General features: G+C 57.9%; 16 protein-coding genes and 3 pseudogenes. 16 read left to right on the top strand and 3 right to left on the bottom strand.

The genetic code is table 11. The annotated features are described in order from the left end of the window. Window positions 1-897 precede the first annotated feature (897 nt). The gene (locus CXY83_RS05750) at window positions 898-2,805 is read left to right on the top strand and encodes a cytochrome c oxidase assembly protein (protein WP_104196417.1); all 1,908 of its coding nucleotides are present in this window, start codon (window positions 898-900) and stop codon (window positions 2,803-2,805) included. A gap of 444 nt (window positions 2,806-3,249) precedes the next feature. Then, window positions 3,250-4,448 (top strand): annotated as a pseudogene (locus tag CXY83_RS05745) (IS110 family transposase). Between the two features lie 108 nt (window positions 4,449-4,556). Here the strand turns inward: CXY83_RS05745 and CXY83_RS05740 are convergent. Further along, window positions 4,557-5,024 carry an SRPBCC family protein gene (locus tag CXY83_RS05740; RefSeq protein WP_104196416.1) on the bottom strand — a complete coding sequence of 156 codons (468 nt, stop codon included), beginning with the start codon at window positions 5,022-5,024 and terminating at the stop codon, window positions 4,557-4,559. Window positions 5,025-5,262: 238 nt separating this feature from the next. Then, window positions 5,263-6,507 (bottom strand): IS256 family transposase, encoded by a 1,245-nt coding sequence (locus tag CXY83_RS05735; RefSeq protein WP_104196415.1) that lies wholly within the window; start codon window positions 6,505-6,507, stop codon window positions 5,263-5,265. 325 nt (window positions 6,508-6,832) lie between these two features. Here CXY83_RS05735 and CXY83_RS05730 point away from each other — a divergent pair, with 325 nt between their 5' ends. From CXY83_RS05730 to CXY83_RS05715, 4 genes and pseudogenes are all read left to right on the top strand, one after another. Continuing rightward, window positions 6,833-8,119, top strand: a complete 1,287-nt coding sequence (locus CXY83_RS05730) for an IS110 family transposase (RefSeq protein WP_233200629.1) — start codon at window positions 6,833-6,835, stop codon at window positions 8,117-8,119. Between the two features lie 889 nt (window positions 8,120-9,008). After that, window positions 9,009-9,896, top strand: a complete 888-nt coding sequence (gene gnd, locus CXY83_RS05725) for a phosphogluconate dehydrogenase (NAD(+)-dependent, decarboxylating) (protein ID WP_104196435.1) — start codon at window positions 9,009-9,011, stop codon at window positions 9,894-9,896. 179 nt (window positions 9,897-10,075) lie between these two features. After that, window positions 10,076-11,202, top strand: a pseudogene (locus CXY83_RS05720) (IS30 family transposase). A 33-nt stretch (window positions 11,203-11,235) separates the two neighbouring features. Next, window positions 11,236-11,685 (top strand): annotated as a pseudogene (locus tag CXY83_RS05715) (recombinase family protein); the annotation flags it as partial. A 130-nt stretch (window positions 11,686-11,815) separates the two neighbouring features. Here CXY83_RS05715 and CXY83_RS05710 read toward each other — a convergent pair. Beyond that, a complete protein-coding gene (locus tag CXY83_RS05710) occupies window positions 11,816-12,454 on the bottom strand; it encodes a TetR/AcrR family transcriptional regulator (protein WP_233200627.1) in 639 nt (212 codons plus the stop codon). Between the two features lie 259 nt (window positions 12,455-12,713). Here CXY83_RS05710 and CXY83_RS05705 point away from each other — a divergent pair, with 259 nt between their 5' ends. The 10 genes from CXY83_RS05705 to CXY83_RS05660 are packed head-to-tail and all read left to right on the top strand — an operon-like array spanning window position 12,714 to window position 22,416. Continuing rightward, window positions 12,714-13,967 carry a sedoheptulose 7-phosphate cyclase gene (locus tag CXY83_RS05705; RefSeq protein ID WP_104196413.1) on the top strand — a complete coding sequence of 418 codons (1,254 nt, stop codon included), beginning with the start codon at window positions 12,714-12,716 and terminating at the stop codon, window positions 13,965-13,967. Then, window positions 13,964-14,992, top strand: a complete 1,029-nt coding sequence (locus tag CXY83_RS05700; protein WP_104196412.1) for a ketoacyl-ACP synthase III family protein — start codon at window positions 13,964-13,966, stop codon at window positions 14,990-14,992. Before CXY83_RS05705 ends, CXY83_RS05700 begins: the two co-directional genes overlap by 4 nt. Next, window positions 14,993-16,207 (top strand): MFS transporter, encoded by a 1,215-nt coding sequence (locus CXY83_RS05695; RefSeq protein ID WP_104196411.1) that lies wholly within the window; start codon window positions 14,993-14,995, stop codon window positions 16,205-16,207. Beyond that, entirely contained in the window at window positions 16,153-17,217 is a 1,065-nt protein-coding gene (locus CXY83_RS18335) for a zinc-binding dehydrogenase (protein WP_255408733.1), read from the top strand. The genes CXY83_RS05695 and CXY83_RS18335 overlap by 55 nt, the downstream gene beginning before the upstream one ends. Further along, on the top strand, window positions 17,210-18,001 hold the full coding sequence (locus CXY83_RS05685; protein ID WP_199184902.1) for an SDR family NAD(P)-dependent oxidoreductase: 792 nt from the start codon (window positions 17,210-17,212) through the stop codon (window positions 17,999-18,001). The genes CXY83_RS18335 and CXY83_RS05685 overlap by 8 nt, the downstream gene beginning before the upstream one ends. A gap of 20 nt (window positions 18,002-18,021) precedes the next feature. Continuing rightward, window positions 18,022-18,921 (top strand): NADP-dependent oxidoreductase, encoded by a 900-nt coding sequence (locus CXY83_RS05680; protein WP_104196408.1) that lies wholly within the window; start codon window positions 18,022-18,024, stop codon window positions 18,919-18,921. After that, window positions 18,918-19,700, top strand: a complete 783-nt coding sequence (locus CXY83_RS05675) for a hypothetical protein (RefSeq protein WP_104196407.1) — start codon at window positions 18,918-18,920, stop codon at window positions 19,698-19,700. The genes CXY83_RS05680 and CXY83_RS05675 overlap by 4 nt, the downstream gene beginning before the upstream one ends. After that, entirely contained in the window at window positions 19,697-20,350 is a 654-nt protein-coding gene (locus CXY83_RS05670) for an HAD-IA family hydrolase (protein WP_104196406.1), read from the top strand. The genes CXY83_RS05675 and CXY83_RS05670 overlap by 4 nt, the downstream gene beginning before the upstream one ends. Further along, the gene (locus CXY83_RS05665) at window positions 20,347-21,300 is read left to right on the top strand and encodes an ROK family protein (protein WP_146069870.1); all 954 of its coding nucleotides are present in this window, start codon (window positions 20,347-20,349) and stop codon (window positions 21,298-21,300) included. Before CXY83_RS05670 ends, CXY83_RS05665 begins: the two co-directional genes overlap by 4 nt. Window positions 21,301-21,315: 15 nt before the next feature. Next, window positions 21,316-22,416: an alcohol dehydrogenase catalytic domain-containing protein gene (locus CXY83_RS05660; protein ID WP_104196404.1), complete on the top strand. Its 1,101-nt coding sequence runs from the start codon at window positions 21,316-21,318 to the stop codon at window positions 22,414-22,416. Window positions 22,417-23,838: the final 1,422 nt, after the last annotated feature.

The following is a 23,838-nucleotide window of genomic DNA, read 5'->3' as shown; positions in this document are numbered from 1 at the left end:
TGCAGGTCGTGTTCATCGGTTTGGCGGGACTAACCGTGCCGCACATGATCGTCGTCACTCAGGAAAACCGTCACCGGCGGGCGTCAAGATCACCCGATCTATCATGAGAATCATTCCCATCGAATGACAACATTCCGAGGCAACTACGCAACTACGCAACTACGCAGCTGCGCGGATCGAAGAATAAACAACGACGGTTGCTCGGAAAACGCCAGGATCGCCGCACCGAATTAGCGGATGTTGCTACGTCAGCTTGGACGGACAGACAGCCAGCCGGACGTGACGGGGTGAAAAGACGCTACGCGTGGTTGAACCACTGCCGATAACAGTAACCAGGTGTCCACACAACGGGGTCAGGGCCACTGCGGTAGTAGCTGCCGCTATCATGCTGGCTCTGACACTGTTCATTTGGCTTCCATCTAAGGTTCAGTTTTGGAAAATATGGGATCTACCGGTCCGGCCGGGTGTCTAAGAGGCCTGCATCCTTCGAACGCATCTGTATCGGACTCTAAGCCAACGCTGCTGAGAAAACGTAGAACTTCATTTTCCTAGAAGGGAGCATTTCGTTGCAGCTTCACGATGGCGGTGCTTCACAGGACTCGCTCGAGCTATCTGAGACACGATTGCGAGAATTTCCGCTTCGTGTTTACAACTCGGGCGCGACGAGTCGGCCAGTAATAAACTATTAGGCTTTACAGTTCATGAGTTGTTTCTTTCTGCAAGGCGCTTGAGTGTCGGCGTCGTTTGCCGTCCATTATTTAGGAGTATTTTCCTGATGCGTAGCCCGTACGCCGTGCCATGTGGTCACCAGCAGGGAGAGCGCTGGTTAACTGGTCCTGATCTGGCAGTGAGCCGGATCGACGTCGCTGAACGCCCGAGATGAATTAGGCGTGCCTAATGTCAGCACTGATTGGAATTGCCATTCCCACAGGGACTTTTCCGCTTTCTCTCCTGCCGAGCTTCCTGACGCACGTGCCTGCACATCTTCCTCTGCCGGGTGAATCCGCCGGGATGGTGTTATGGGTGTTGCCCGTAGTCAAGCTGATATTTAGTCTCGCTGCCGCAGGTGCCATTGGGACTCTGGTTCTCACCTGTATTGGCTTGAGCCCGAGAACGCTGGAGTACCGGAAAGCCCTGAATTTTGCCGCCGTATCAGCAGCGGTTTGGACCATGGCCTCGGTGGCCTCAGCCATCCTGGCTTATCTGGATGTTGCACCAGGCGTGTCGCTCTCTGATGACTCCTTCGGCCCCCAGTTTGGTTATTTCCTGACCACGGTGGGACTCGGTCAGACGTGGCTAATGACCGTGCTGATCGCGGCAGCCGTTACCGTTCTATGTCTAGTTGTTGCAAATGTCGGTGCAGTGGCGTGGGTGACCGTGTTGGCGGTCGCGGGCCTAGTTCCGCTGACCTTCAACAGCCACCCGAATTTCGGAGCAGCGCAAGGCCCCGCGATGGCTGCCCTCGGCTTGCACATCATTTCCGCTGCAGTGTGGATGGGCGGTCTGACGGCGCTCGTAGCTCTACGCCCAGCATTGAAGGCTGAGCGCTTGGTCGTGGTGGTGAGACGGTTTTCAACCCTTGCCCTGATCTTTTTCATTGTTCTTGCCGCGTCCGGTTTCCTTCAGACAGCGATACTGGTCGGCACCTTCGAGAATCTCTGGTCCCCTTATGGGCTTCTGGTGGTTAGCAAGGGTGTAGCCCTTCTGGTTCTGGGTGTGGCGGGTTTCGTCCAACGCCGCTGGCTCATTTCGCGGATGGCGTCCAACCAGGCGCGAAGTGTCAAATACTTCTGGGCCCTCGTCGCAGGGGAGCTGCTCGTATTAGGTATCGCCTCAGGTCTCGCTGCCGCCTTGACTCGGACCGATGATTCCAGTCCTGACGTCCCGACCGCCTACGCGACGTTGGCTGAAAAGATCGTCGATTATCCGCTGCCCGCCGCTCCGACCCTCTGGCACTACCTGCTGGAAATGAGATTCGATCCCATCTGGGTTCTGTTGTGCTGCGCCGGAATCTTCGTGTATCTGGCGGGCGTGCGACGGCTGCATCAACGCGGGGAAAGTTGGCCCCGACACCGAACATCGTTCTGGCTTGTGGGCGTCCTTGCTCTTCTCTATGTAAGCAACGGCGGCGTCAACGCCTACCGTGAATTTCTTTTCAGCGCACAGACGGTCGCTCAGATGATGTTGATTGCGATCATTCCACTATTTCTCGTCTTAGCGGCCCCGCTGGTTTTGGCCAATCAAACAATCCGAAGCCGCACTGACGGAAGCCGCGGAGGCCGAGAATGGATCACGGTGATCGCCGGTTCGCGTCTGATCTCCCTCGCGACCACCCCATTCGCCGCCGCCGGTATCCTCTTGGCGTCACTCGTGGCTTTCTACTACCCGCCTCTGCTTGGGTGGGGCATTACCGATCACATCGGGCATCAGTGGGTGATTGTTTACCTTCTTTTCGTCGGCACGCTTGTCGCTACGTCAGTCATTCGATCGCGCGCACTTCCACCCACGTCATTCGTGGTGCGATTGTCTGCGGTAGCGATGGTCATAGCGACCTATACTATTTTGGGAATTGTGCTTTCTACAAGTACCGGGCTCCTTCAAGCGGATTGGTATGGGGCCCTGGCCGGTCCGTGGGGAGTGGATTCTCTCCAGGATCAGCAAGGCGGTGGCGTAATCGTGCTGAGCATCGGCATCCTTCACTCGGTCGTCCTCGCAATCTTGATCGTGCGCACGCGATACCCCGATCGTTCACCCACACCCTCATCCAAGGCACCCGAAGAAATCGAAAGTGCTGGACCAGCATGACCGCAAACCCCGCGCGTTTTCGCGCTCCGTGGATCAGCACTCGTTCGATGGGCCGGTGAGGTGCTCTATCTCACCCGGTATAGTGATGCCGCTGTAATGGCCTAGAAAATGCTCAGAACGGCGCAGGTCTCTTGCGGGTCCCGCACGCATAAGGAGCTGCTTGATCGCCGCACCAGTGCGGCACCCGAGGAAGTCCACGAGGGACGCCCGGTTACCTTGTTCGTAACCTCGGATGGTGTGAGTATCTGAGGGAGTTGGCCTGTCGGGTCCGGCATGATTGTTGCCCCCAGTCGTTGATAATCCCGGGGGGGCACCGGACTCGATTGGCGTCGGCTGATCGCTGATAGGGGCTCGACTAAGCGTAAAGCCGAGCTCGTTCGTAACGTGGATGCCGAGACTTGACGCCGCAGACCAGGCCATGAATACAAGTGGAGCGGAGCAGTCATGATCGAAAACTATGACAGCGTCGACGTGTTCGTCGGTGTCGACGTTGGCAAAGGCGAACACCACGCCGTCGCCCTGAACCGGGCCGGCAAGGTCCTCTTCGACAAAGCATTACCGAACGACGAAGGCAAGATGCGGGCGGTGCTGCAGAAGCTGAAACAGTCCGGTACGGTGCTCGTCATCGTCGACCAACCGGCCACGATCGGCGCCCTGCCGATCACCGTCGCCCAAGCCGAAAGAATCCTCGTCGGCTACCTGCCCGGCCTTGCGATGCGGCGCATCGCCGACCTGCACCCCGGGGAGGCGAAGACCGATGCCCGCGACGCAGCGATTATCGCCCAAGCCGCTCGAACGCTGCCGAATGCGTTGCGGTCAATCCACCTGGCTGATGAGTCGGTCGCGGAGCTGTCGATGCTGTGTGGTTTTGACGATGACATCGTGGGCAGATGACGGCGACCAGCAACCGAATTCGCGGGTTGCTCACCCAGATTGACCCAGCGTTGGAGCGGGTCGTGGGCCCGCATCTGGACCCCCCGGCGATGCTAGATCTGCTCCAGCATTACCCGTCACCAGCGGCGATGAAAACAGCCGGCACTACGCGGATGGCCACCCGGCTGCTCAAGCTGGCCCCACGGATGGGCCGCCGCCTAGCACAGGAAATCACCCACGCCTTGGGCGAACAAACTGTCGTGGTCGTCGGCACCCATGCCGCAGCGACGGTCCTCCCACGCTTGGCCGAACAGCTCGCTGCCCTACGCCGGCAACGGTCCGACATCGTCGTCGAGGTCGAGAAGCTGGTGAACAACCACCCTCTTTCCCCCGTCCTGACGAGCATGCCCGGAGTCGGCGACAGGACCGCAGCCCGGCTCCTCACCGAGGTCGCCGGCAAGCACTTCGAAACCGCCGGCCAGCTCGCCTCCTGCGCCGGCCTCGCACCCGTGACCCGACGCTCCGGCAGCTCAATCCGCGGCAAACATCCCTCCCGACGAGGAAACAAGATCCTCAAACGTGCCCTGTTCCTGTCCGCCGTCGCAGCACTCCGAGACCCCGTCTCCCGCACCTACTACGACCGAAAAATCGCCCAAGGCAAACGCCACGACCAAGCCCGCATGGCACTCGCCCGACGCCGGTGTGATGTTCTATGCGCCATGCTCCGCGACGGCACCCTCTACGAAACTGAACACCAACTGGCCGCTTGACAAAAACATAGGGGCACCTCCCGAACGCACCGCTGGCAGCATCTGGCGAGGCGTACGCCCGTGCAGACGGGGGCCTCGGTGTCCGGTCAGGACGTGAGCACCGTCAAGTCAAGCGCGAGCAAAGCGCGACGCGAGTTGGCGCAGGGTGGCTTCGATGCCGGCGGCGTTCTGCCGAGGAAAGCCGAGCAACTCGAAGACTTTGCCCTGCACGGCTGGGACGGTGCTGTAGTCGAACGTCTCAGTGACGCGCGTAGACGTGGGCGTAAGCGCCGTGAGTTCCCAGCGCCACCGGTGGCCCGCTGGGTGACGCCATTCCACAAGCCGACCCTCCTCGATGCGCGTCACCGTGCTGGTAATGCGATACGGGACGCCGAACTGCTTCATCGCTACCGAAAATTGTGCGCCCTGGCTGAGCCGCCGCGGCCCCGACACTGTGCCACCTACGGTGCCCGAGCCGTCCAGCTCACCGTGACGGTGCGGATCAGCCACCAACGCGAAGACGTCGTCAGCCGAAGCCGATACCTCGACAGTGCGCGCGACTTGGCGCGGTCCTTGCTCAACCTGTTCGACCGTCATGCTGCCTAGCCTAGGTCGTTCCAGCATCGGCGTCAGTGCTGTAAGCGGGGAGCGCCTCCACCGCCGAGCGTACGGCCGCCTGTCCCAAGCGCGTCCGGACACAGAGGGAGCGAAGTGTGTGCGGCCGTTCTCGAGTGGGTTCTGAACAGACCGCACACCCAAGTCATGAGCCGCGGCTAGGGTCACGTCCCGCTGGGTGGTGTAATTCATCGTCACCGTGCGGGTCAGTTGGTTTAGTTTAGGCGGCAGCGAGTTCGGGGAGGATCACCGCCTCGTCGATGACCTCGACGGGGTTGTTCATGGTGGTCAGCTCGAGCATCGAGGCTTCGGAGAAGTAGCGACGTTCGCCGGCTTCCCACTCGTCATGCTGCTCGATCAAGACAGACCCTGCCAAGCGCAGCAGGGCGGCAGCGTTGGGGAAGACACCGACGACGTCAGTGCGGCGTTTGATCTCTTTGTTGACCCGTTCCAACGGGTTGGTCGACCAAATCTGTCGCCAGTGACGCCGCGGAAAAGCAGCGAACGCGAGCAGGTCAGGTTGGGCATCGGTGAGCATCGCAGCGACCTTCGGGTGCGAGCGACCGAGCATCGTGGTGACCTCACGGAATTGCTTCTCGATGTGCTCGCGGTCGGGCTGGGCGAAGATGGTGCGGATGATCGACGCGACCATCTCCTGGGATCCTTTCGGGACCACGGCGAGGACGTTGCGCATGAAGTGCACCCGGCATCTCTGCCAGCCGGCGCCTTGAAAGACGGTCCCGATGGCCTTCTTCAGCCCGGTGTGGGCGTCGGACATGACGAGCTTCACTCCGTCGAGACCGCGGGTTTTCAACGACCGCAGGAAGCTCGTCCAGAAGCCTTCATTTTCACTGTCGCCCACGTCGAACCCGAGCACTTCCCGGCGTCCGTCGGCGGCTATGCCGATCGCGACGACGACTGCTTGGGACACGATGCGATGACCGATGCGCGCTTTGCAGTATGTGGCGTCGAGGAACACGTAGGGGAAGTCCTGCGCGGCCAGGGTCCGGTCGCGGAACTCGGCCACTTCCGCGTCGAGGCCGGCGCAGATCCGGGACACTTCCGATTTGGAGATCCCCGTATCAGCGCCGAGCGCCTTGACCAAGTCGTCGACTTTGCGGGTCGAGACGCCGTGGACATAGGCCTCCATCACGACCGCGAACAGGGCCTGGTCGACGCGGCGGCGGCGCTCCAAGAGGGCGGGGAAGAACGACCCGGCGCGCAGCTTCGGGATTTTCAGGTCGAGGTCCCCGGCCGTGGTGCTCAACGTCCGTGGCCGGGTGCCGTTGCGGTAGGTGGTGCGGTCGCCGGAGCGTTCAAACGGGGCAGCGCCGATAAATGCGCTCGCTTCCGCATCGATCAGTTCTTGGTACAACGTTTCGGTCGCGACACGGATGCGGTCGGTGACATTGGTGAGTTTGAGTTCTCCCAGCAGGGTGAGCAGGGCAGACTGGTCTAGAGCCATCGTGTGGTGTCCTTTGTGAGTTGCTTTAGTCGGTACTCACTGACCATCGCACGATGGCTCCTCGCGTTGACGAAGCAACGCTCAAGGCAGGGAAACTCCACAGAGATACTGGATGTGACTCTGGTGCGGGGTGACTCAAAATTACACTGACTCCTTTCGAGGTTGTCTTTGAGTGGATCTGTCCGCCGCACCAGAGCCGCTAATGCCGCTTGATCGGGTTGACATGACTTGATAGGAGCCTGGCGACCAGTCTCACCTCTGTGCTGTCTGCCCTCCCGACCCAACGGTGATTTCCCTTCAACGAAGAAACGGGAGTACCGAAGTTATGACAGTTGCAATTAGTGAACCGCCACAATTCACCATCGCGGCCGAGTCACCACGAATCATTTTTGCCGGGGTGGATACCCACAAAGACACGCACTACGTCGCTATCGTCGACGACCACGGACAACCGATCGCCGACCGGGAGTTTCTCGCAGTCGGAAGCGGCTACCGCAAAATCATCGAGTTCCTCCACGCCTACGGCATCGTGGATGCTGTGGGCGTCGAAGGCACCGGTTCCTACGGTGCGGAACTTGCCCGCGTTTTGGCCAATGCCGGAATGCGCGTGCTTGAGGTCAATCGCGCCAACCGTGCCGAGCGTCGGCTGCGCGGCAAATCCGATCCCCTCGACGCCCACCAAGCGGCGATGTCGGTTCTGGCCGGGCGCGGGTTGTCAACACCGAAACAACGCGATGGCGACGTTGAGTCGATGCGGGTCTTACTTGCGGAACGCTCCTCTGCCACGAAGGCGCGCACGGCCAGTATCAATCAGATCCATGCCCTGTTGGTGAGCGCGCCCGAGGCCATCCGGCAAGATTTTCGCCGGTTCGACGGTAATAAACTCACGGTTGCTCTTTCACGAACACGACCCACATCGGGCACCACTCCGGAGCTGATCGTGCGGGCATCAGCGAAACGCCTCGCGCAACGCCATCAGGTCTTGACGGCGGATATTGCTCTTATCGACAGTCAACTTGGCCAACTCGCCAGCCGGCAGAATCCGGCTCTCATGGCCGCAAGCGGTGTGGGCCCGTTTGTCGCCGCACACCTGCTCGCCACTGCCGGCGACAACCCAGACCGCATCTCCACCAAGGCGCAGTTCGCTGCCCTCTGCGGCGTCGCACCCATTCCGGCATCTTCGGGAAAGCGCCAGCGTTTTCGTCTCTCGCGCGGTGGTGACCGGCAAGCTAACGCAGCCCTGCACCGTATCGTCCTGCTGCGCAAACGCCACAAGGAACCCCGGACTATGGCCTACATCGCCCGCCGCACCGCTGAAGGCCTTTCCGACCGCGACATCGTCCGCTGCCTCAAACGCCACGTCGCCAACGAAATATTCGCGTTACTCACCCAAAATCCCGCGGTCCCTCTGCCTAGTGGACCGTGGCTGCGGCAACGCCGCCAAACCCTCGGCATCGTCCTCACCGACGCAGCCAAACAGCTCAACGTCCCCTACCAGCGCCTACGCCGACTCGAGATCGGGCAACGCGCTGACACCGACCTGGAAACCACCTTCAGCGCCTGGCTCGACGACCAATCCCGACAATCGAATCCCATCCCAAAGGCCGCTTGACATCAATAGGAGCATCCACCCAATGGGACATGACCGCGGCTAGCTTTTCGCGGAGGATATATCGGGTGATTTGCCGGGTGTAATGATCGATAATAGATATCAAGTCAGCAAGTAATGTATCCATTGCAGAATCTGCTGAATAGGGCTCCCGTAATGTCCTATCTCACTTAAATTAAGACAGTCGCATTTCTGATGAGCAATTCTGCATGGTGCCAGGAAGAGCTTGAATCGACGCGCTCTTGCTTCATCTGGACCCCGCAGCCTGAACACGTCAATGCCTCGCACCCGGAGCCGAGTGAATCGGCAAGTGGGTGTCAACACCGTAAGCAAAATCTAAGTCGGGGAGACTGCGGCAAACGAAGCGACCGCCGACTCGAAATGATCGAACATAGTATATCGTCGCGGTGCCTCTATGTTCATGACGTCAAAAGTAGAACCACGTTTCTCGATGTAACCAAGCACTTTCTCGGGCGACCTTTCGTGGCAGCGGCGATCACTCACACGCCATTCATGATCGGACAGACTACGGACCTCGAGATCTCCCGTTGCACACGGTCCGTGACCCTGATTCGACATTAAATCTCTTTCGCGACGAGCGGTCCAGACCGGCGGCACCTGAACCAACTCCGATGCCGCTTGCATCCCCACCCAATTGCCGTCATCGAGGACAGCGCTGCGCAAAGCCCGAACCGAATTCACGCGGACGACACTGCCGGCGGTTCCGAGCCGGAGATGGAAGCGTAGCCTGGCTCATAGTCGCCTCAGTGGTCTTGGACCACAACGAAAACATCCGAATTCCCGAAGGCGTCGATCCAGAAGCATATGTTTGATGAGCACACCTCAAACCACCTCCGCCCGACAAGTCACGATTGAAATGAGCATCATGAACATGCATATCGGCCTCATCGGCCTTGGAAAAATGGGTGTCAGCATGCGCGCCCGACTCCGCGAAAACGGCGTGATAGTAACCGGCTACGACCGCAACCCTGACGTGTCCGACGTCGCGACTCTCCAAGACCTCATCGACGCCCTTCCCTCGCCCAAAACGGTGTGGGTAATGGTCCCCTCCGGCGCCATCACAAAAACCGTCATCACCGAGGTCAGCGAACTCCTAGGCACCGGTGACTTGGTCATCGACGGCGGTAATTCCCGTTTCAGCGACGACTTCGTGCACGCAGCCCTTCTCGCTGAGAAAGGAATCGACTACATCGACGCCGGTGTTTCCGGCGGAGTCTGGGGCCAAGAGAACGGTTTTGCGCTTATGGTCGGCGGCAGCGCGGCATCCGTTGACCGGCTCATGCCGTTATTCGACGCCCTGCGTCCGACCGGCCCGCGTGAGGAAAGCTTCGTGCACGCCGGCGAGGTCGGTGCCGGTCACTACGCCAAGATGGTGCACAACGGCATCGAATACGCCCTTATGCAGGCCTACGCCGAAGGATACGAACTGCTCGCCAAGCGGGACGACATTATCAAGAATGTCCCTGGAACATTCAAGGCATGGCAGCGCGGATCGGTCGTTCGGTCCTGGCTTCTCGAGCTCTTAGTTCAGGCGCTTGAGGAGGATCCGGCCCTGACCAGTATCGAAGGATACGTCGATGACTCCGGCGAGGGCCGGTGGACTATCGAAGAAGCATTAGCTAATGCCGTGCCCGTTCCCGCCATCAGCGCATCAATCTTCGCCCGGTTCGAATCTCGTCAGGAAGATTCCCCGGCGATGAAAGCCGTCGCCTCACTGCGCAACCAGTTCGGTGGCCACGCGGTCAAGTCCGCAGAGTAACCACCGGACACAGACAGCGTCAGAACCGAGTCTGGGCGGATTCAACTGGTCGTCGCAACACTCGATTTTGTGAGGTGTTGTATGTGTGGTCGAAGTATGAGCTGGTGGAGAAACAGGCGCGGTTTTGGGTGTTGATCACTCAAGGCTCGACGCTGACTGCAGCGTGCGATGCTGTCGGGGTGAATCGACGAACTGGACGGCGTTGGCGTCAAGCAACGGGTGGGCGGATCCCTCTTCCTGAGGCAGAGAGGTCGGGGCGGTACTTGTCCTTGGAGGAACGACTACAGATCGCGGACTTGCACCTGGGTGGCACCGGCGTGCGGGCGATCGCTGCCCTGGTAGGCCGGTCTGCTGCCACGATCAGTCGAGAGCTGGCTCGAGGCGGGTCCAAGGCTGGCCCGCAGGCACGGACGAAGTACGCCCCGTATGCGGCGCAGAAGCAGGCTGAGCTTCGTGGACGTCGTCCCAAGACCAGCAAATTCGACCATCCGGAACTGGCTTTTTTGGTGCAGAAAAAGTTGTGCCTGAAATGGAGTCCGGAACAGATCAGTGACCATCTGGCTGCGGTGTTTCCCGATCGGCAGGAAATGCGAGTCAGCCCGGAAGCGATCTACCAGGCGCTTTATGGGGGCGGCCGGGGTGGCTTGCGCGGTGATCTGCATCAGCATTTACGCACCGGCCGCGCCATCCGGCGTCCGAGACGGCCCGCTGCGAAGAACTCCGGCAAGATCCCGGACATGACCATGATCAGCGAGCGACCGGCGGAGGTTTCCGACCGGGCCGTGCCTGGGCATTGGGAAGGAGATCTAATCTTGGGATCACACTGCCGGTCAGCGATCGCTACGTTGGTCGAGCGTCAGACCCGGTTCACAATGCTGGTCCACCTCCCCGGCGATCACGGCGCGATCACGGTTCGCGAGGGGCTGTTGGCAGCCATTAAACGTCTCCGGAACACTTGGTGAAGACTCTGACATGGGACCAAGGAACCGAGCTGGCCCAGCACCGGCAGATCACGCTGGCCACCGCAATAGCTATCTACTTCTGTGATCCACATTCACCGTGGCAGCGGGGCACCAACGAGAACACCAACGGGCTGCTGCGCCAATATTTCCCCACAGGCACCGACTTATCCGTTCATTCGCCCGAGCGGCTACTCGAAGTCGCTACCGAACTCAACAATCGACCCCGCAAAACACTCGACGGCAGCACACCCGCTCAAGCCATGCAACGACTATTGCCAGAGCCAGAGCCAGAGCCAGAGCCAGAGCCAGAGCCAGAAAAGCCCATCGTTGCAACGACCGGTTGAATCCGCCGGGGCTAAACGGTACACGCCTGAAGCATGATTGGGATGCTTATCGGCAACGCGCGCGTATGCACCAACGACCAAGACCTGACCGCCCAAAAGAACGCCCTCACCGCCCTCGGCGAATCGCTCGAGAAGACGTTCACCGATTAGGTCCTCACCGGAACTAACCGGGCGCGGCTAGGTCTTTGCGAAGCGTTGGCCGCCTGCCGAGCTGGCGACACCCTCGTCGTGACCAAGCTCGACCGGCTGGCACGCTCGCTTCGCGATGCGAAGGACATCGTCGACGACCTCACCCTTCGTGAAGTGAAGCTCAGTATCGGCGGTTCCGTTCACGACCCCACCGACCCAGTAGAGAGGCTCCTTTTCAATGTGCCCGCGATGGTCGCTGAATTCGAGCCCGACCTGATCCGTCCACGCATCCGCAAAGGGATGCGAGTCGCCAAAGCGGCTGGCCGGCTGTGCGGCAAGCGGCCCAAACCGTCCCCGGTGTAGGAGAAACACCTGGTGTGGCTTTCTGATTTATCTGGGTGAGGCGGCAACGCCTCGGAATTCCTACCTGCTCAGCATCGAATGGGAAGCTCAAGTAGTGGTGCCCTCGGGTGCTAATCCTGCGTCACAAGGCGGTGCGTTGTTCCACGAAAACGTATGTCATTGTTGCGGTCTCCGAAAGTTCAGCAATAGATGCGCCGTCTCGCCCGCGTAGAGCCATTCCCTGCAGTACCGTTCCGACAAAATCGGCAAGACTCGATGCTTTAACGGTCGAGGGAATAATTCCGGACGCAATATCAATGCTGATGAGATCCTTAATCATCCGTATGTTTGCTGTGCGATGCGCCTCGAGCGGTTTGGCGACATCTCGATTGGCATCTGAGACGCAGACAGCAGCGCTAACGATAAGGCACCCCCCAGGACCGCTACCTGCCGCATAGTGAATAGCGGCTTCGGAGAGTAGCCGTCGGATCAATGGACGTGCGTGTTTTTCTTCTTCAAACGCGAGTGAAGTGAAATGGCCGTCGGTAGCCGAATAGTGCTCAACTACCGAGTCAAACAGCTCGCGCTTGCCCCCGAAAGCCGCATACAGGCTTGACGTAGTGATTCCCATCGCTTTTGTTAGAACGGCTATAGACGTTCCTTCATAGCCGTGCTTCCAAAAGATCTGCGTGGCACTACCCAACGCAGCCCGAGTGTCGAACCGCCGACCTTGACCACGGACGCCGACCATAAAACCGCCTCCTACAGGCTTAACGAACAAGACGGTATTATACGTCCCTATTTCGAAACAAAGCGTTGGCAAAGACGTGCTATTTTCATTGATGTAACGTTCGTTCCACGAATGCTGCTAGCCTCGCCGGGGTGAAAGCGTGGTGATTTCGGTTGGCGGTGTCTACCGACACGGCGGAATTGCACATGCCTCGCCGCGTTTTTGTTCTGACTGATATACGACACAGCCTCATCGAGACGCACTGCGCAAAACTAATTTGCCTGGGCACATAAAGACTTGGAGACCCGCTATGACTTCATCAAAAACAAATGGCCTATTCCGGGGCACGACACGTCACGGCGCGGAGTACTGGTCCGTCAATGCGACGAAGCCGGTCACCTACGACGTTGTCGTGTCAAATAACCTTTTTGATTTGAGCAACCCGACACTTGCACATCATGGCGCTATTCCCGCAGCGGTCCCCGGATCCCGCCGCCTGGTCGTGATCGATTCCGTCGTAGACCGGTTCTACGGCGAATCCATAAGACATTACTTCGATCATTTTGATGTGCACGCAAGTTTTCATGTTCTTGAAGCCCATGAACTGGTAAAGGACTGGGACTCTGTGAGAGTGGTGGTTGAGGAGATGGCTAGGTTTGGCATCGACCGTCGCGGTGAGCCCGTTGTCGCCATCGGTGGTGGAGTCCTCTTGGATATCGTAGGTTTCGCCTCGAGTATCTACCGGCGCAGTATTCCCTACATTCGCATCCCCACAACATTGATTGGCCTCGTTGATGCCGGCGTGGGAGTCAAAACTGGAGTCAATTTCGGGCAGGGCAAAAACAAGATCGGAACGTATGCAGCTCCGACTGTGACCTATGTTGATCGTTCGTTTTTGAGAACGCTGGATCGTCGTCACCTCGCGAACGGATTCGCAGAAATACTGAAGGTCGCCTTGATCAAGTCAGCGCATCTCATGGAGCTACTGGATGATTTTGGCCGAGACCTCCTGGACGATGGTTTCAGGGGAACGATACCTGCACTGGACCGCGCGGCTGGCAGTATCATCGCCGATGCGATCCAGCTGATGCTCGAGGAACTTCAGCCCAATCTCTGGGAAGCGAAACTAGAGCGCTGCGTCGACTACGGACACACTTTTAGTCCCACCATCGAAATGAATGCACTACCCGAGCTCTTACACGGTGAGGCAGTCTGCATCGATATGGCGCTGAGCAGTATACTCGCATTCCAGCGCGGTTACATGACCGATCGAGAGTTAAGGAGGGTGCTGTCCACGATGGTGTCGTTGGACTTGGTTGTCTGGGACAAGTCACTCGATGAAGATGGAATTCTCGATGAAGCGTTGGCGGACATCGTACGACATCGTGCCGGGCAGCAGAGGATCCCGCTGCCAGTCGGAATCGGCCAGCATAGGTTCGTCAATGATCTCACGCGTGGTGAGCTGGCTTCTGCACTTGACCTGCTGCGGCTGACCGCGCACGAACTCAGCGAAAGCACTGCTCCGACGGGGCGGTCTGTCCAGCCTTTGAATCTGAAAGCATGAGGTGGACCGATCTCTATATCGGAGGCATTGGAAGTTACCTCCCCACCACCTTCGAAACTGCCGAGCACGCAATTTCCGAAGGGCGACTAACTCAGACTGAATTAGTAAAGTCTGCCCAGATCAGTGCCACCAAAGGTGGATCGCATGAAACTGCGCCCGACATGGCTGTATGGGCTGGACAGCAGGCACTCCATGAGCTTCAAGCCTATGGATCGCCTACCGGCGACCCCGAGCTTATCGTGCACGCGGTGGCACTTCACACTGGCCTGGAAGCATGGAATGGCGCGGCCTACATCGGGAACGGAGTTGGCCACCCGAGCACTTTAGCGATCGAAATACGAAACACCTGCGCCGGATCGATCGTTGGAATCGAGCTATTGGCGCGTTACCTGAGCCCCAATGGGGTCGGCCTCCTCACTGCTGCTGATATCTGGCGGCTTCCCATGTTCGACCGGTGGGGAACCGATTCAGGGTTGGCGTACGGGGATGCGGGCGCAGCCCTCGCACTGAGCCGGACAACAGGACCATTTCAGATTCTCTCGACAGCGGTCATTCAGAACTCGCGCTTCGAGCAGATGCATCGAGGGAATGCTTCAATTGATCAACCTGAGTACCGCGGCTCTTTACCGTTCAGTATGCGCAAACGGTCAGCTGACTACGCGCGCAGCAACGGACTAGACGACTTCTGGCAGGCCAATACAGAAGGGCTTCGGCAAGCGGTAGACCAAGCCATCAATGACGCTGGTATCAGCCGACATGAGATCCGAGCGTGGTCGCTTCCCCATTTTGGGAAGACCCTGCTGCGACGGCAATGTTTGGAACCGTTAGGCCTAGATCCAGCGGCTACGACAAGTGATTTCGGAGCGCGAGTCGGCCACACCGGCGCGGCAGACCCTTTGCTCGGATTGGACTACCTCAGGTCAGAATCCAGAATCCGCACTGGAGACTACATCGCCATGATTGGAATCGGAGCGGGATTCACGTGGGGCTGCGCAATCGTTCGATACGACGAACCGGAGAATTGAATGAGATTGAAAACAGCAGTGATGACGCCAAACCCGCCACGCGTCAATATCAATATGGCCATTACGTGGATGCTACTGGCAGTATTTAGCGTAGGAACAGTTGAGTACCTCGTAGCAGGAGTCCTCCCTCAGATCGCTACAGATGTAGCCATCACCGATGCAACAGCCGGGCTGCTGGTGACTATTTACGCGCTTACTGTGGTGATCGGTGGGCCGCTGATCACCATCGTCACATCCCGTATCAAACGAACGCCCTTGATCGTGGCGCTCATGGTGTTGTTCATCGCCGGCAACATCCTCACGGCTGTAGCACCCAACTTTTTGATCCTCGGCATTGCCCGGGTGCTCACGGCGTTGCCACATGCGACCTTCTTCGCCATCTGTCTGATCCTCGCGACGACTCTGGTGGAACCACAGTTCCAAGCCCGTGTGATCTCACGTATTACCCTGGGCCTGAATCTCGCCACTGTCCTTGGGGTGCCGCTTGGTACACTTATCGGCAACCAATACGGCTGGCGTTCATCATTCCTGGTAATTGCCGGTATCCAGACAATTGTAACTGTCGCCCTGGTGCTCACCACTCGCCGTGCACCAAATCCCCCTACCGGCCGCATCTCCGCAGAGGTTAGAGTTTTCGGTCAAAGTGAAGTCTTGAAAGCTCTCGGCCTAACAATGCTGAGCCAGGCGGGCCTCTTCGTTCTCTTCACCTTCATCACCCCGTATCTCGGGCAGCACTCAGGGTTCAGCCCCGGCGGCATCACGCTGCTACTGTTCGTCTTTGGAGTTGGATCCGTTGCCGGAAACATGCTCGGAGGCTACTTCGCCGATCGCAATATGAACGCGACTCTCTATGTAGCGTTAGGCTCCCTAGCCGCTTCTTTGGTGTTGTTGTCTATCTTGGGGGAGTACTCGTGGTTCACTGCGCCTTGGCTGTTCGTGGTCGGAGCAGCGGGTTTCTCAATTATTCCACCCTTGACCTCGAAACTTATCAGCGCGGCGAGTAGTGCTCCACACCTCGCAGCGACGGTCAATATTGCCGGATTCCAGCTGGCCAACGCAGCCGGTGCATGGATCGGCTCCACCGCACTCTCACTTGGCATAGGCATCGGATCATTGCCAGCAATCGGTGCTGTGCTTGCTTTTGCTGCTGCCGTGCTTCTGTGGATCACCAATCTCGTGGGTTCCTCGCGGAAACTCGAATCGAGTCACCCTTGAGAGCAGCAATCTTTACCAGCCTAGGCAACGTCGAAGTGCAGGATGTGCCGGAACCTTCAGCTCCCAAATTCGATGAAGCCCTCGTTCGTGTCGCCTATGTTGGCCTGTGCGGGACAGACCTTGAGCTCTTCCATGGCTCCTCAAATTATTTGCGAACAGGCCGCACGTCTTACCCACACCATTTTGGGCACGAATGGGTGGGCGTCATTGATGCCCCTCCAACGAACCCGAATGGCGAACACCTGCGACAGGGCACTGTGGTCTCTGGGAGCACCATGATCACGTGCCGCAGCTGCGAAGCATGTCGCTCGGGTCAGAACAATCTCTGCAGTCGGCTCCGAGAGGTCGGTCTCTACCAGTATGCCGGTGCCGTGGCGGAGTACCTCACCATGCCGGTGCACAGTTTGACAGTCGTCGACAACGCTCTAGACGCTGTACCTCAGCCCAGGCACGTCCTCATCGAGCCCCTAGTTACCGTCTTAGAAGGTGTGGCCAAAATTGAACCACGCGTCGGAAGTCGGATTCTAATCATCGGCGCCGGGACCATCGGTAGCCTGGCGGCAATTGTGATGAGTAAGTACCCGGTCGAGGTTGACCTCATTGACCCAAACGGCGCACAGCAGCTTGCCAATCTCGGTATCGCACGGATTTACAGTTCAACATCTGAAGTGAACGCTCTATATGACGTCGTCTGGGAATGTTCTGGAGCCCAGTCAGCAACCGCAACTCTTCTCCGAAATCTCAAGCCTGGAGGCGTAGGGGTATTAGTTGGAGTGCCCCCTGCGGACACCACGATCAACGTTGCCGAGTTCGCACTGAACGGCCAACAGCTGATCGGGATCCGACATGGCGTCGATCACTACATCACTGCAGCGGAGTTCATCACCAAGAACAGTGAAATGCTCGACAACTTGATCGACCATGTATACACCCTTGCTGACGCTCGCCAGGCCTTTGCAAGGCTCGAAACTATCCGGGAACGGCCGAAGGTGGTGCTCCATATTGACTGATCGACCAACAGCGTTGATTACTGGCGCAAGTAGTGGAATTGGCAGAGCAGTCGCTTCGCTGCTAGTCCGAAATGGTATCCGAGTACTGGCGGGCTACAACTCAGGCAGGGATCGTGCTCACGAACTTTGTGAAAACCTCAACGAGGAGCAGCCTGACTCCGCACTGCCGATACACATTGACCTAGAAGACACGGCCAGCATTGTTAGCCAATTTGACGACATCTGCACGAAATTCGGGCCTATCAACTACCTCGTCAACAACGCAGGGATCAACGACAGATCATCTGCTCTAGCGTTGGACGTCAACCGACTAGAGCAAGTACTGGCTATCAATCTCACGTCACCATTACTTTTGTCATCGGCAGCTGCACGTTACTTCGCCGCCCATGAAATTAGAGGCTCAATCGTCAACGTTACGTCCGTTCATGACCAAATCCCAATCACCGGCGGAGCGTCGTATTGCGCGTCCAAGGGTGGTCTGGCCGTTGGATCGCGAACGTTGGCACTTGAGTTCGCAAGGCACGGGATTCGCCTCAACATGGTGGCACCAGGAGAAACTGCGACGCCGATGAACGGTTTCCCAGATTCGAACGAAACTACCACCGTGGAGCGGTCGGCGATTCCCATCGGACGAGCAGCCCACCCATCAGAAATCGCCGACGCCATTGCGTGGCTCCTGAGCTCTGCATCGTCATATATGACAGGTTCCACGATCTACATTGACGGTGGACTCATGCTCACCGCTGCAGAAGAAAACGCAAAGACCGCCATTAGCGCGCCGTGAGAATCAACAAAAGGACACACATGAAAGCCGCAACTATTGACCGTTCAGGACCCGCTTCAGAGCTCCGGTACGTGGACATCGATCTTCCCGGAGTCGGACCAAAGGACGTCCGAGTCAAAATTTCAGCAGCAGCAGTGAACCCGGTAGACGTCAAAACGCGTTCAGGAGCACTCGGCATCGACCTCCAGTTCCCATCAGTACTGGGCTGGGATCTCGCCGGCACGGTAGATGTCATTGGAGCAGAAGTGACGAAGTTCCGTGTGGGCGATGCTGTCATGGGAATGATTGCGCAACCCGTCCGTGAACAAGGAACTTATGCGGAATACGTTAGCGTTTCTGAAGATCTACTCGCACCAGTTCCAAAAGGTCTCAGTCTGGAAGAGGCGGCGGCGGCTCCATTAACCGTGCTCGCCTCGGCCCAGATATTGAGCAAAATTGATATGCCCGAGAATGCATCAGTTCTCGTCACTGGAGCAGCGGGAGCAGTCGGACGAGTCACCGTTCAGACCCTCGTCAAGAAGGGCCACCAGGTATCAGGGATCGCCAGGACCACCGACGAAACTGACCTAACTAATCTGGGCGTTCGAGCGATCTATTCAACAAGCGAGCAGGTGCCCGACGGAGTTTTTGATGTCGTGATCGATACAGCTGGCATCGCAGCGTCGATCTCCGGCGTTCGTGATGGAGGCGAATTCATCTCCATCGCAGACAACCTGCAGCCACAAGCTCAACGCGGGATCACTCCGAAAAAGAGTTACGTCCAGGAAAACGCAGACCAATTAGCGGCCATTGCCATAGAACTCGCCCGGGGGAACCTGACCGTACCTGTAGGTCCTGCGTACCCTTTGTCTGAGGCCGCAGCTGCACACGCCGCATTCGAACAGGGCGGCACTCGCGGAAAGGTTCTCATCGTCCCATGATGCGCAACCACCAGATCACATTGGCGGTACCGAATGCCAACGACGCGACACGATGGCTCACCAGAATACTCGGCCACGCTGGGGTCGATTCCAATAGCGTTCTCTTCGAACCAGGAGTCGAGTTGACGCTGGTCTCTAGCGCATCCACCGACAGTGCTCCACCATCGATAGTAGATCTCGGGACGAATCACCTGTGCTTCCGAGTCAACAACATCGAGCGCGTAGCCGACCAGATTGGCGAGCTTCCGCACACAGAAGTTCTTGGGGATGTCATCGAAGTACCTGAGGGGCCTATTCAGGGCAACAAATGGGTGTACTTTCGGTCGCCGTGGGGCACACTCTTCGAGCTACAGGAATGGCCGAAGACACCTCAATACTTCCGCGAGACCGATGCCCGACTGTTCCACGATCATCCGGCGCAGCGCCCTGAAGCTTTGCACGGGATACGAGGCCTAGACCACACTGGTTATAGCGTGGATAACCTCGAATCCGCCATCTCCAATCTCACTAATCAGGCCGGAGGGAGAATCGTCTTGCGTACAGAGATGACGGTAGACGAGACTTTCACACGGCGTCAGTTTGGAATTGACATCAGATGCACGTCCAAGATGGCAATGATCGCGGTCGACGGGTTGAATATCGAGCTATTTGAGCACCGGGGACCCGAGCAGCAGCCTCCACGTCGAGGTACAGAATTCGGCGGACACAAGCTTCTGCTTTCCAGCTCGTTGACATGTGCCCCGGATTTATCGTCTGTCACTAGGGTCGGCGTCTCATGAGTGTCCACCGATGCGCTGCGCTGCTCTTTGATCTCGATGAAACGCTTGTGCGTTCCTCGGCTTCAATCGACGATGCATGGTCGCAGTTTGCAACACGTAATGGCCTCTCCTTTGAGAAAGTTGGCCCCCTTCTTCCTGGGCGACGCGGAAGCGAGATCATCTCCGCGATATTCCCAACGCGATCAGCAGGCTGGATCGACATAGAGCTCGCCCAAGTACGAAGCGATGAACTCGCGTCAACGTCCTCGATTGAAGCGATACAAGGGGCTTCAGCCCTTATCAAGAAACTGCCTCTGGATAGATGGGCTATTGTCACAGCGGCCCCGCGCGCACTCATGGAAGCGCGCTTATCTGGCGCAGGTCTACCGCGGCCCGAGGTAGCGATCTGCGCCGAGGATATCTCGGTAGGGAAGCCTTCCTCAGAGGGGTTCTTGCTGGCAGCTAGTTTGCTCCGAGTTGATCCGTCGCGTTGTATCGGGCTCGAAGACTCTACTGTGGGCCTCGAAGCGCTCGCTTCGGCTGGAATGCGAGCGATTAGGGTCACTGACGGCAACTTTCCTGCTGTCGGCCGGAGTATTGCATCGGTGAGTGATTATCGAGGCATCGCCATCACCACGACGGCGACTTCCATCGAACTGGATCTGCCGTGAAACTGGTTCAAATGGACATCGGAGGAACTTGGATCCGAATCCGCACAGAGTCGAGCCTCGATCGAATTCCAACACCGAGTAGGCTCAGAAACCCTCAGCTTCATCCTGAAGACCTTCTGCAGCGTTTGATTGAATCGATCTCACAGCAGGTTCCGCTGGGGGGGTGCGCCCACATTTCGATGGGTGCCGCCTACGATGAAGAAACCGACGTAGCCTACGGATCAGCTCCATTATGGGGACCGGGTCGGCACAACTTTCGCCTAGTGGAGATCCTCAGAAATGAGCGACCGGATGTCTCCTGGCACATTGTAAATGACGTGACGGCCGGGCTCGCTCATTTTGTGTCTCTCCATGCAAAGCCAAGCGACCGATACGTCACCTACCTGACGATCAGTAGCGGCATTGCGCTGCGTACTGCATACCTTCCCTCACGACAGATCGCAGTGAACGGCGAAGGGCTCCAAGGGGAAGTCGGCCACCTCAGAGCCTCGTCATCCGCCGCACTGGACATTCGCTCCCTCGTATGTGACTGCGGTAGCTCGGGTCATATCGCCGCACTATCTTCCGGACCGGGTATTCCCCGCGTTGCTGAGATTCTTCGTCCAAATGACTCGCCGCTTTCGCTGGAGGATGTAAAACGAATCTGTACATCTGACAGAGGGAATACCAAAAACCTGCTTGCAATCATCGTCGAGCCCATTGCCAATCTCCTCAAAACGCTGATCACTCTCCAACCCCACATCGACCTGATCGGCATCGGTGGAGGGGTACCAGAAGGACTTGGAGAACCCTATGCCGCGGAATTGAACGCACAGCTGTGTGCCGCTGGATCCTACGCGGACAACAGTCATACTTTGGGTCCTCGTCTGCACTTCTTGGCGCCCGATGAACTTCGTCCTGAAATTGGCGCCACACTCATGGTGCGTGAATTCCTCAGCACCACTAAGTGAGAAAGAAGAAAAATTTTGCGCAAGCACCATGCAATAGTTCGCCAAAGTAACCAGTGCGAAATTCAACTGGTACCAACCCCGAGAGCGTCTCATGGGGAATTGGTCTTAGCGCCAGAAAAAGTGAGTATCTGCGGAACCGATATACAAATCCTGCGAGGGCAACGTGATGATCCCGCCCCGATAGTCGGTCATGAAGGTATCTCCCGTGTTACGGAGGTTGGCGCTGGAGTTGTCGGATTCAACGTCGATGACCGCGTCACGATCAACCCAACTCACCCCTCCAACCCAGACTTCTTGCTGGGGCACAATGTGAATGGCCTCTTGCAGGAACGTGTTCTTATTCCTAAAATAGCGGTCGAAGCTGGCCTAGTGTCCCACGTACCCCAATGTCTGCCATCAGCCCGTGGCACACTCATTGAACCCCTTGCTGTCGTTACCTATGCGTTGGAATGTCTCCGCCTTGAAGAGCCTGACAGTCTCTTGATCCTGGGTGACGGCCTCATCGGGAATCTCGCAGCCTGCGTCGCACCGAGACTATTTGGGCCGCGCCTGAAAACAACAATGGTGCACAGGTCGCAGGCCGGCATGTTGTGGACGAGTCAGTTCTTAGGCCACGTTGTGAATGCACGGACGATCGCTCAAGCCGAAAATTCGCTAGGACGCCGCGTTGCCGTGCTATCGGCCACTCATCGAGCTGGAACCGTTCAGACGATCAGCGAAAGCATCGAGGTACTGGGTTCTCGGCTCGTGGCCGCTCACCCGATAGGCGGCCTTGCCGCAGGGGCGACAAGCCCAGGGCTGCCAGGCGTCGATCTTCACGGAGTCCGTGCAGCAAATACGGGCGGATCATGGCCTCCTGCACGCATCACCTTCTCGAACGCACCAAACTCGGTCGTTTTGACCGGCAATCGTGGCGTTACAAATGCGCGATTAGAGGGTGCTGCCTCGAACCTTATAGATTCAGACTTCGGGTCACAGGCCGACCGCCTCATCACCCATGATGTGGGCGTGGAGGACGGCCTGAAAATCCTCAACCAGATGATCCACACCGGCACTCGAACGGTCGGCGACGAACTGGTACTCAGACTTGTTATCGACTTCTCGTCCCTGGAGTAGACGAGGTTCGTGCGATTTTGGGTAGCCTCGATCACCTTGCGCGTGATGCACGCTCAACGCCTCTTCGGGCCTGCCCTCGCGCCGTGTCTACGTCAAACGAGTTGACCGAGCATCTTGGTGTGAGCGTGCAGCCGATCTACGACCTGATGGCTTTGGCAGCGTTGCCGGAATGAGTACTCAATATCGAAACGGGGTCCAGGAATAAAATTTGCTAATAAATACTTTACGTGTTGACATAATCGACATTATCAGCGCGTCGATTCAATCTCGCGGCTGTTGGGCGCGCTATCCAAAATGTAGATGTTGGCTTCTTCGCTGGTACCGTGGCGCCGGTCAGGCGCAGGGCGACACCCCTCTCGATGGTCTCTTCGATGTGATTTACGCCATGCATCTCACACTGTCTATGTACCCGCGACGCCCCGACAGCCCCCTTGGGCCAATTCGCAGACGTGGCAACATTTTGGCAACATTTGAACGAGATTGCTCCGTTCTGTAGCATGGCGAAATAATTGAGAAGCCGCGTAATCATGCGGATTTGAGGGCTGATCCGGCGTCTTATTGGCGGCGCCTTAGGTTTCAAATCCCACCGGTACCGCCACGAAAAACCCCCTGCATCCCAGTGTTTCACTGGGGAGTAGGGGGTTTCGTTTTGCCGCGATTGACCCAGCGGTAACGCAGCGGTAACGGAGTTTCTGTGAGCGGGCGTGAGCAAGTGCGAGTTGAGACATGCAGTGGGTGGTAACTCACCCGACTGCCGGGTAGGCCGTCGCTTCTTCCCGACGACCTCCATGGTGCGCAGTAACGGGTCGAGAGCAGCCCGTTTCAACGTCCTCGCGTCGGTCGCAGCGAGGGAGGCGCACTGCCGGGGACCCGAGCACATGGAGATGCGTGACCTCGATACGCCCGAGCATGCCTGGGACCAATGCGCACTCATACACATTTACCCGCGCCGGAATGTGTACGTGTCCGGAATCGGTGCGACCCATACGAGACAAGGGGAGTAGTCGAATCCAGTTTCGTACGTCGTACACATTTTCGCGACGACAACTCAAGTTCAGGAACTCCCCGGGCGCGCACAATTCGGGGGAGTTGGGAGGAGCGTGCACATCTGTACACATACCTGCTCTGGGTGCGAGCAGTGTCGTAAAGGTTGGAGACCCGGCGGTACAAACGGCACACGCGGGCTAGCCGCGCCAGATCCGCGTAAATCCGCGTAAGTCTAGGGAAATCCGCATGAAATTTGTGCCTTACTGGCTTCTTAAAAAATACGGTACTTGCCTGTGGCTGAAGAGCGCCTCGCGACCGTCACGTCCGAGCGTACGAACGTGCTTGCTTGCGAACTGTAGATTAGGGGCCGGGAATCACGCTGTCACGGCTCCTTTCATCTTCTTGGAAACCACCCGGCTCCGCTCTAAATCTAAG

The sequence above is a fragment of the Cryobacterium sp. M15 genome (assembly GCF_002929675.1).
Taxonomy (GTDB): domain Bacteria; phylum Actinomycetota; class Actinomycetes; order Actinomycetales; family Microbacteriaceae; genus Cryobacterium; species Cryobacterium lyxosi.
This window is presented reverse-complemented; position numbering and strand designations above follow the sequence as displayed.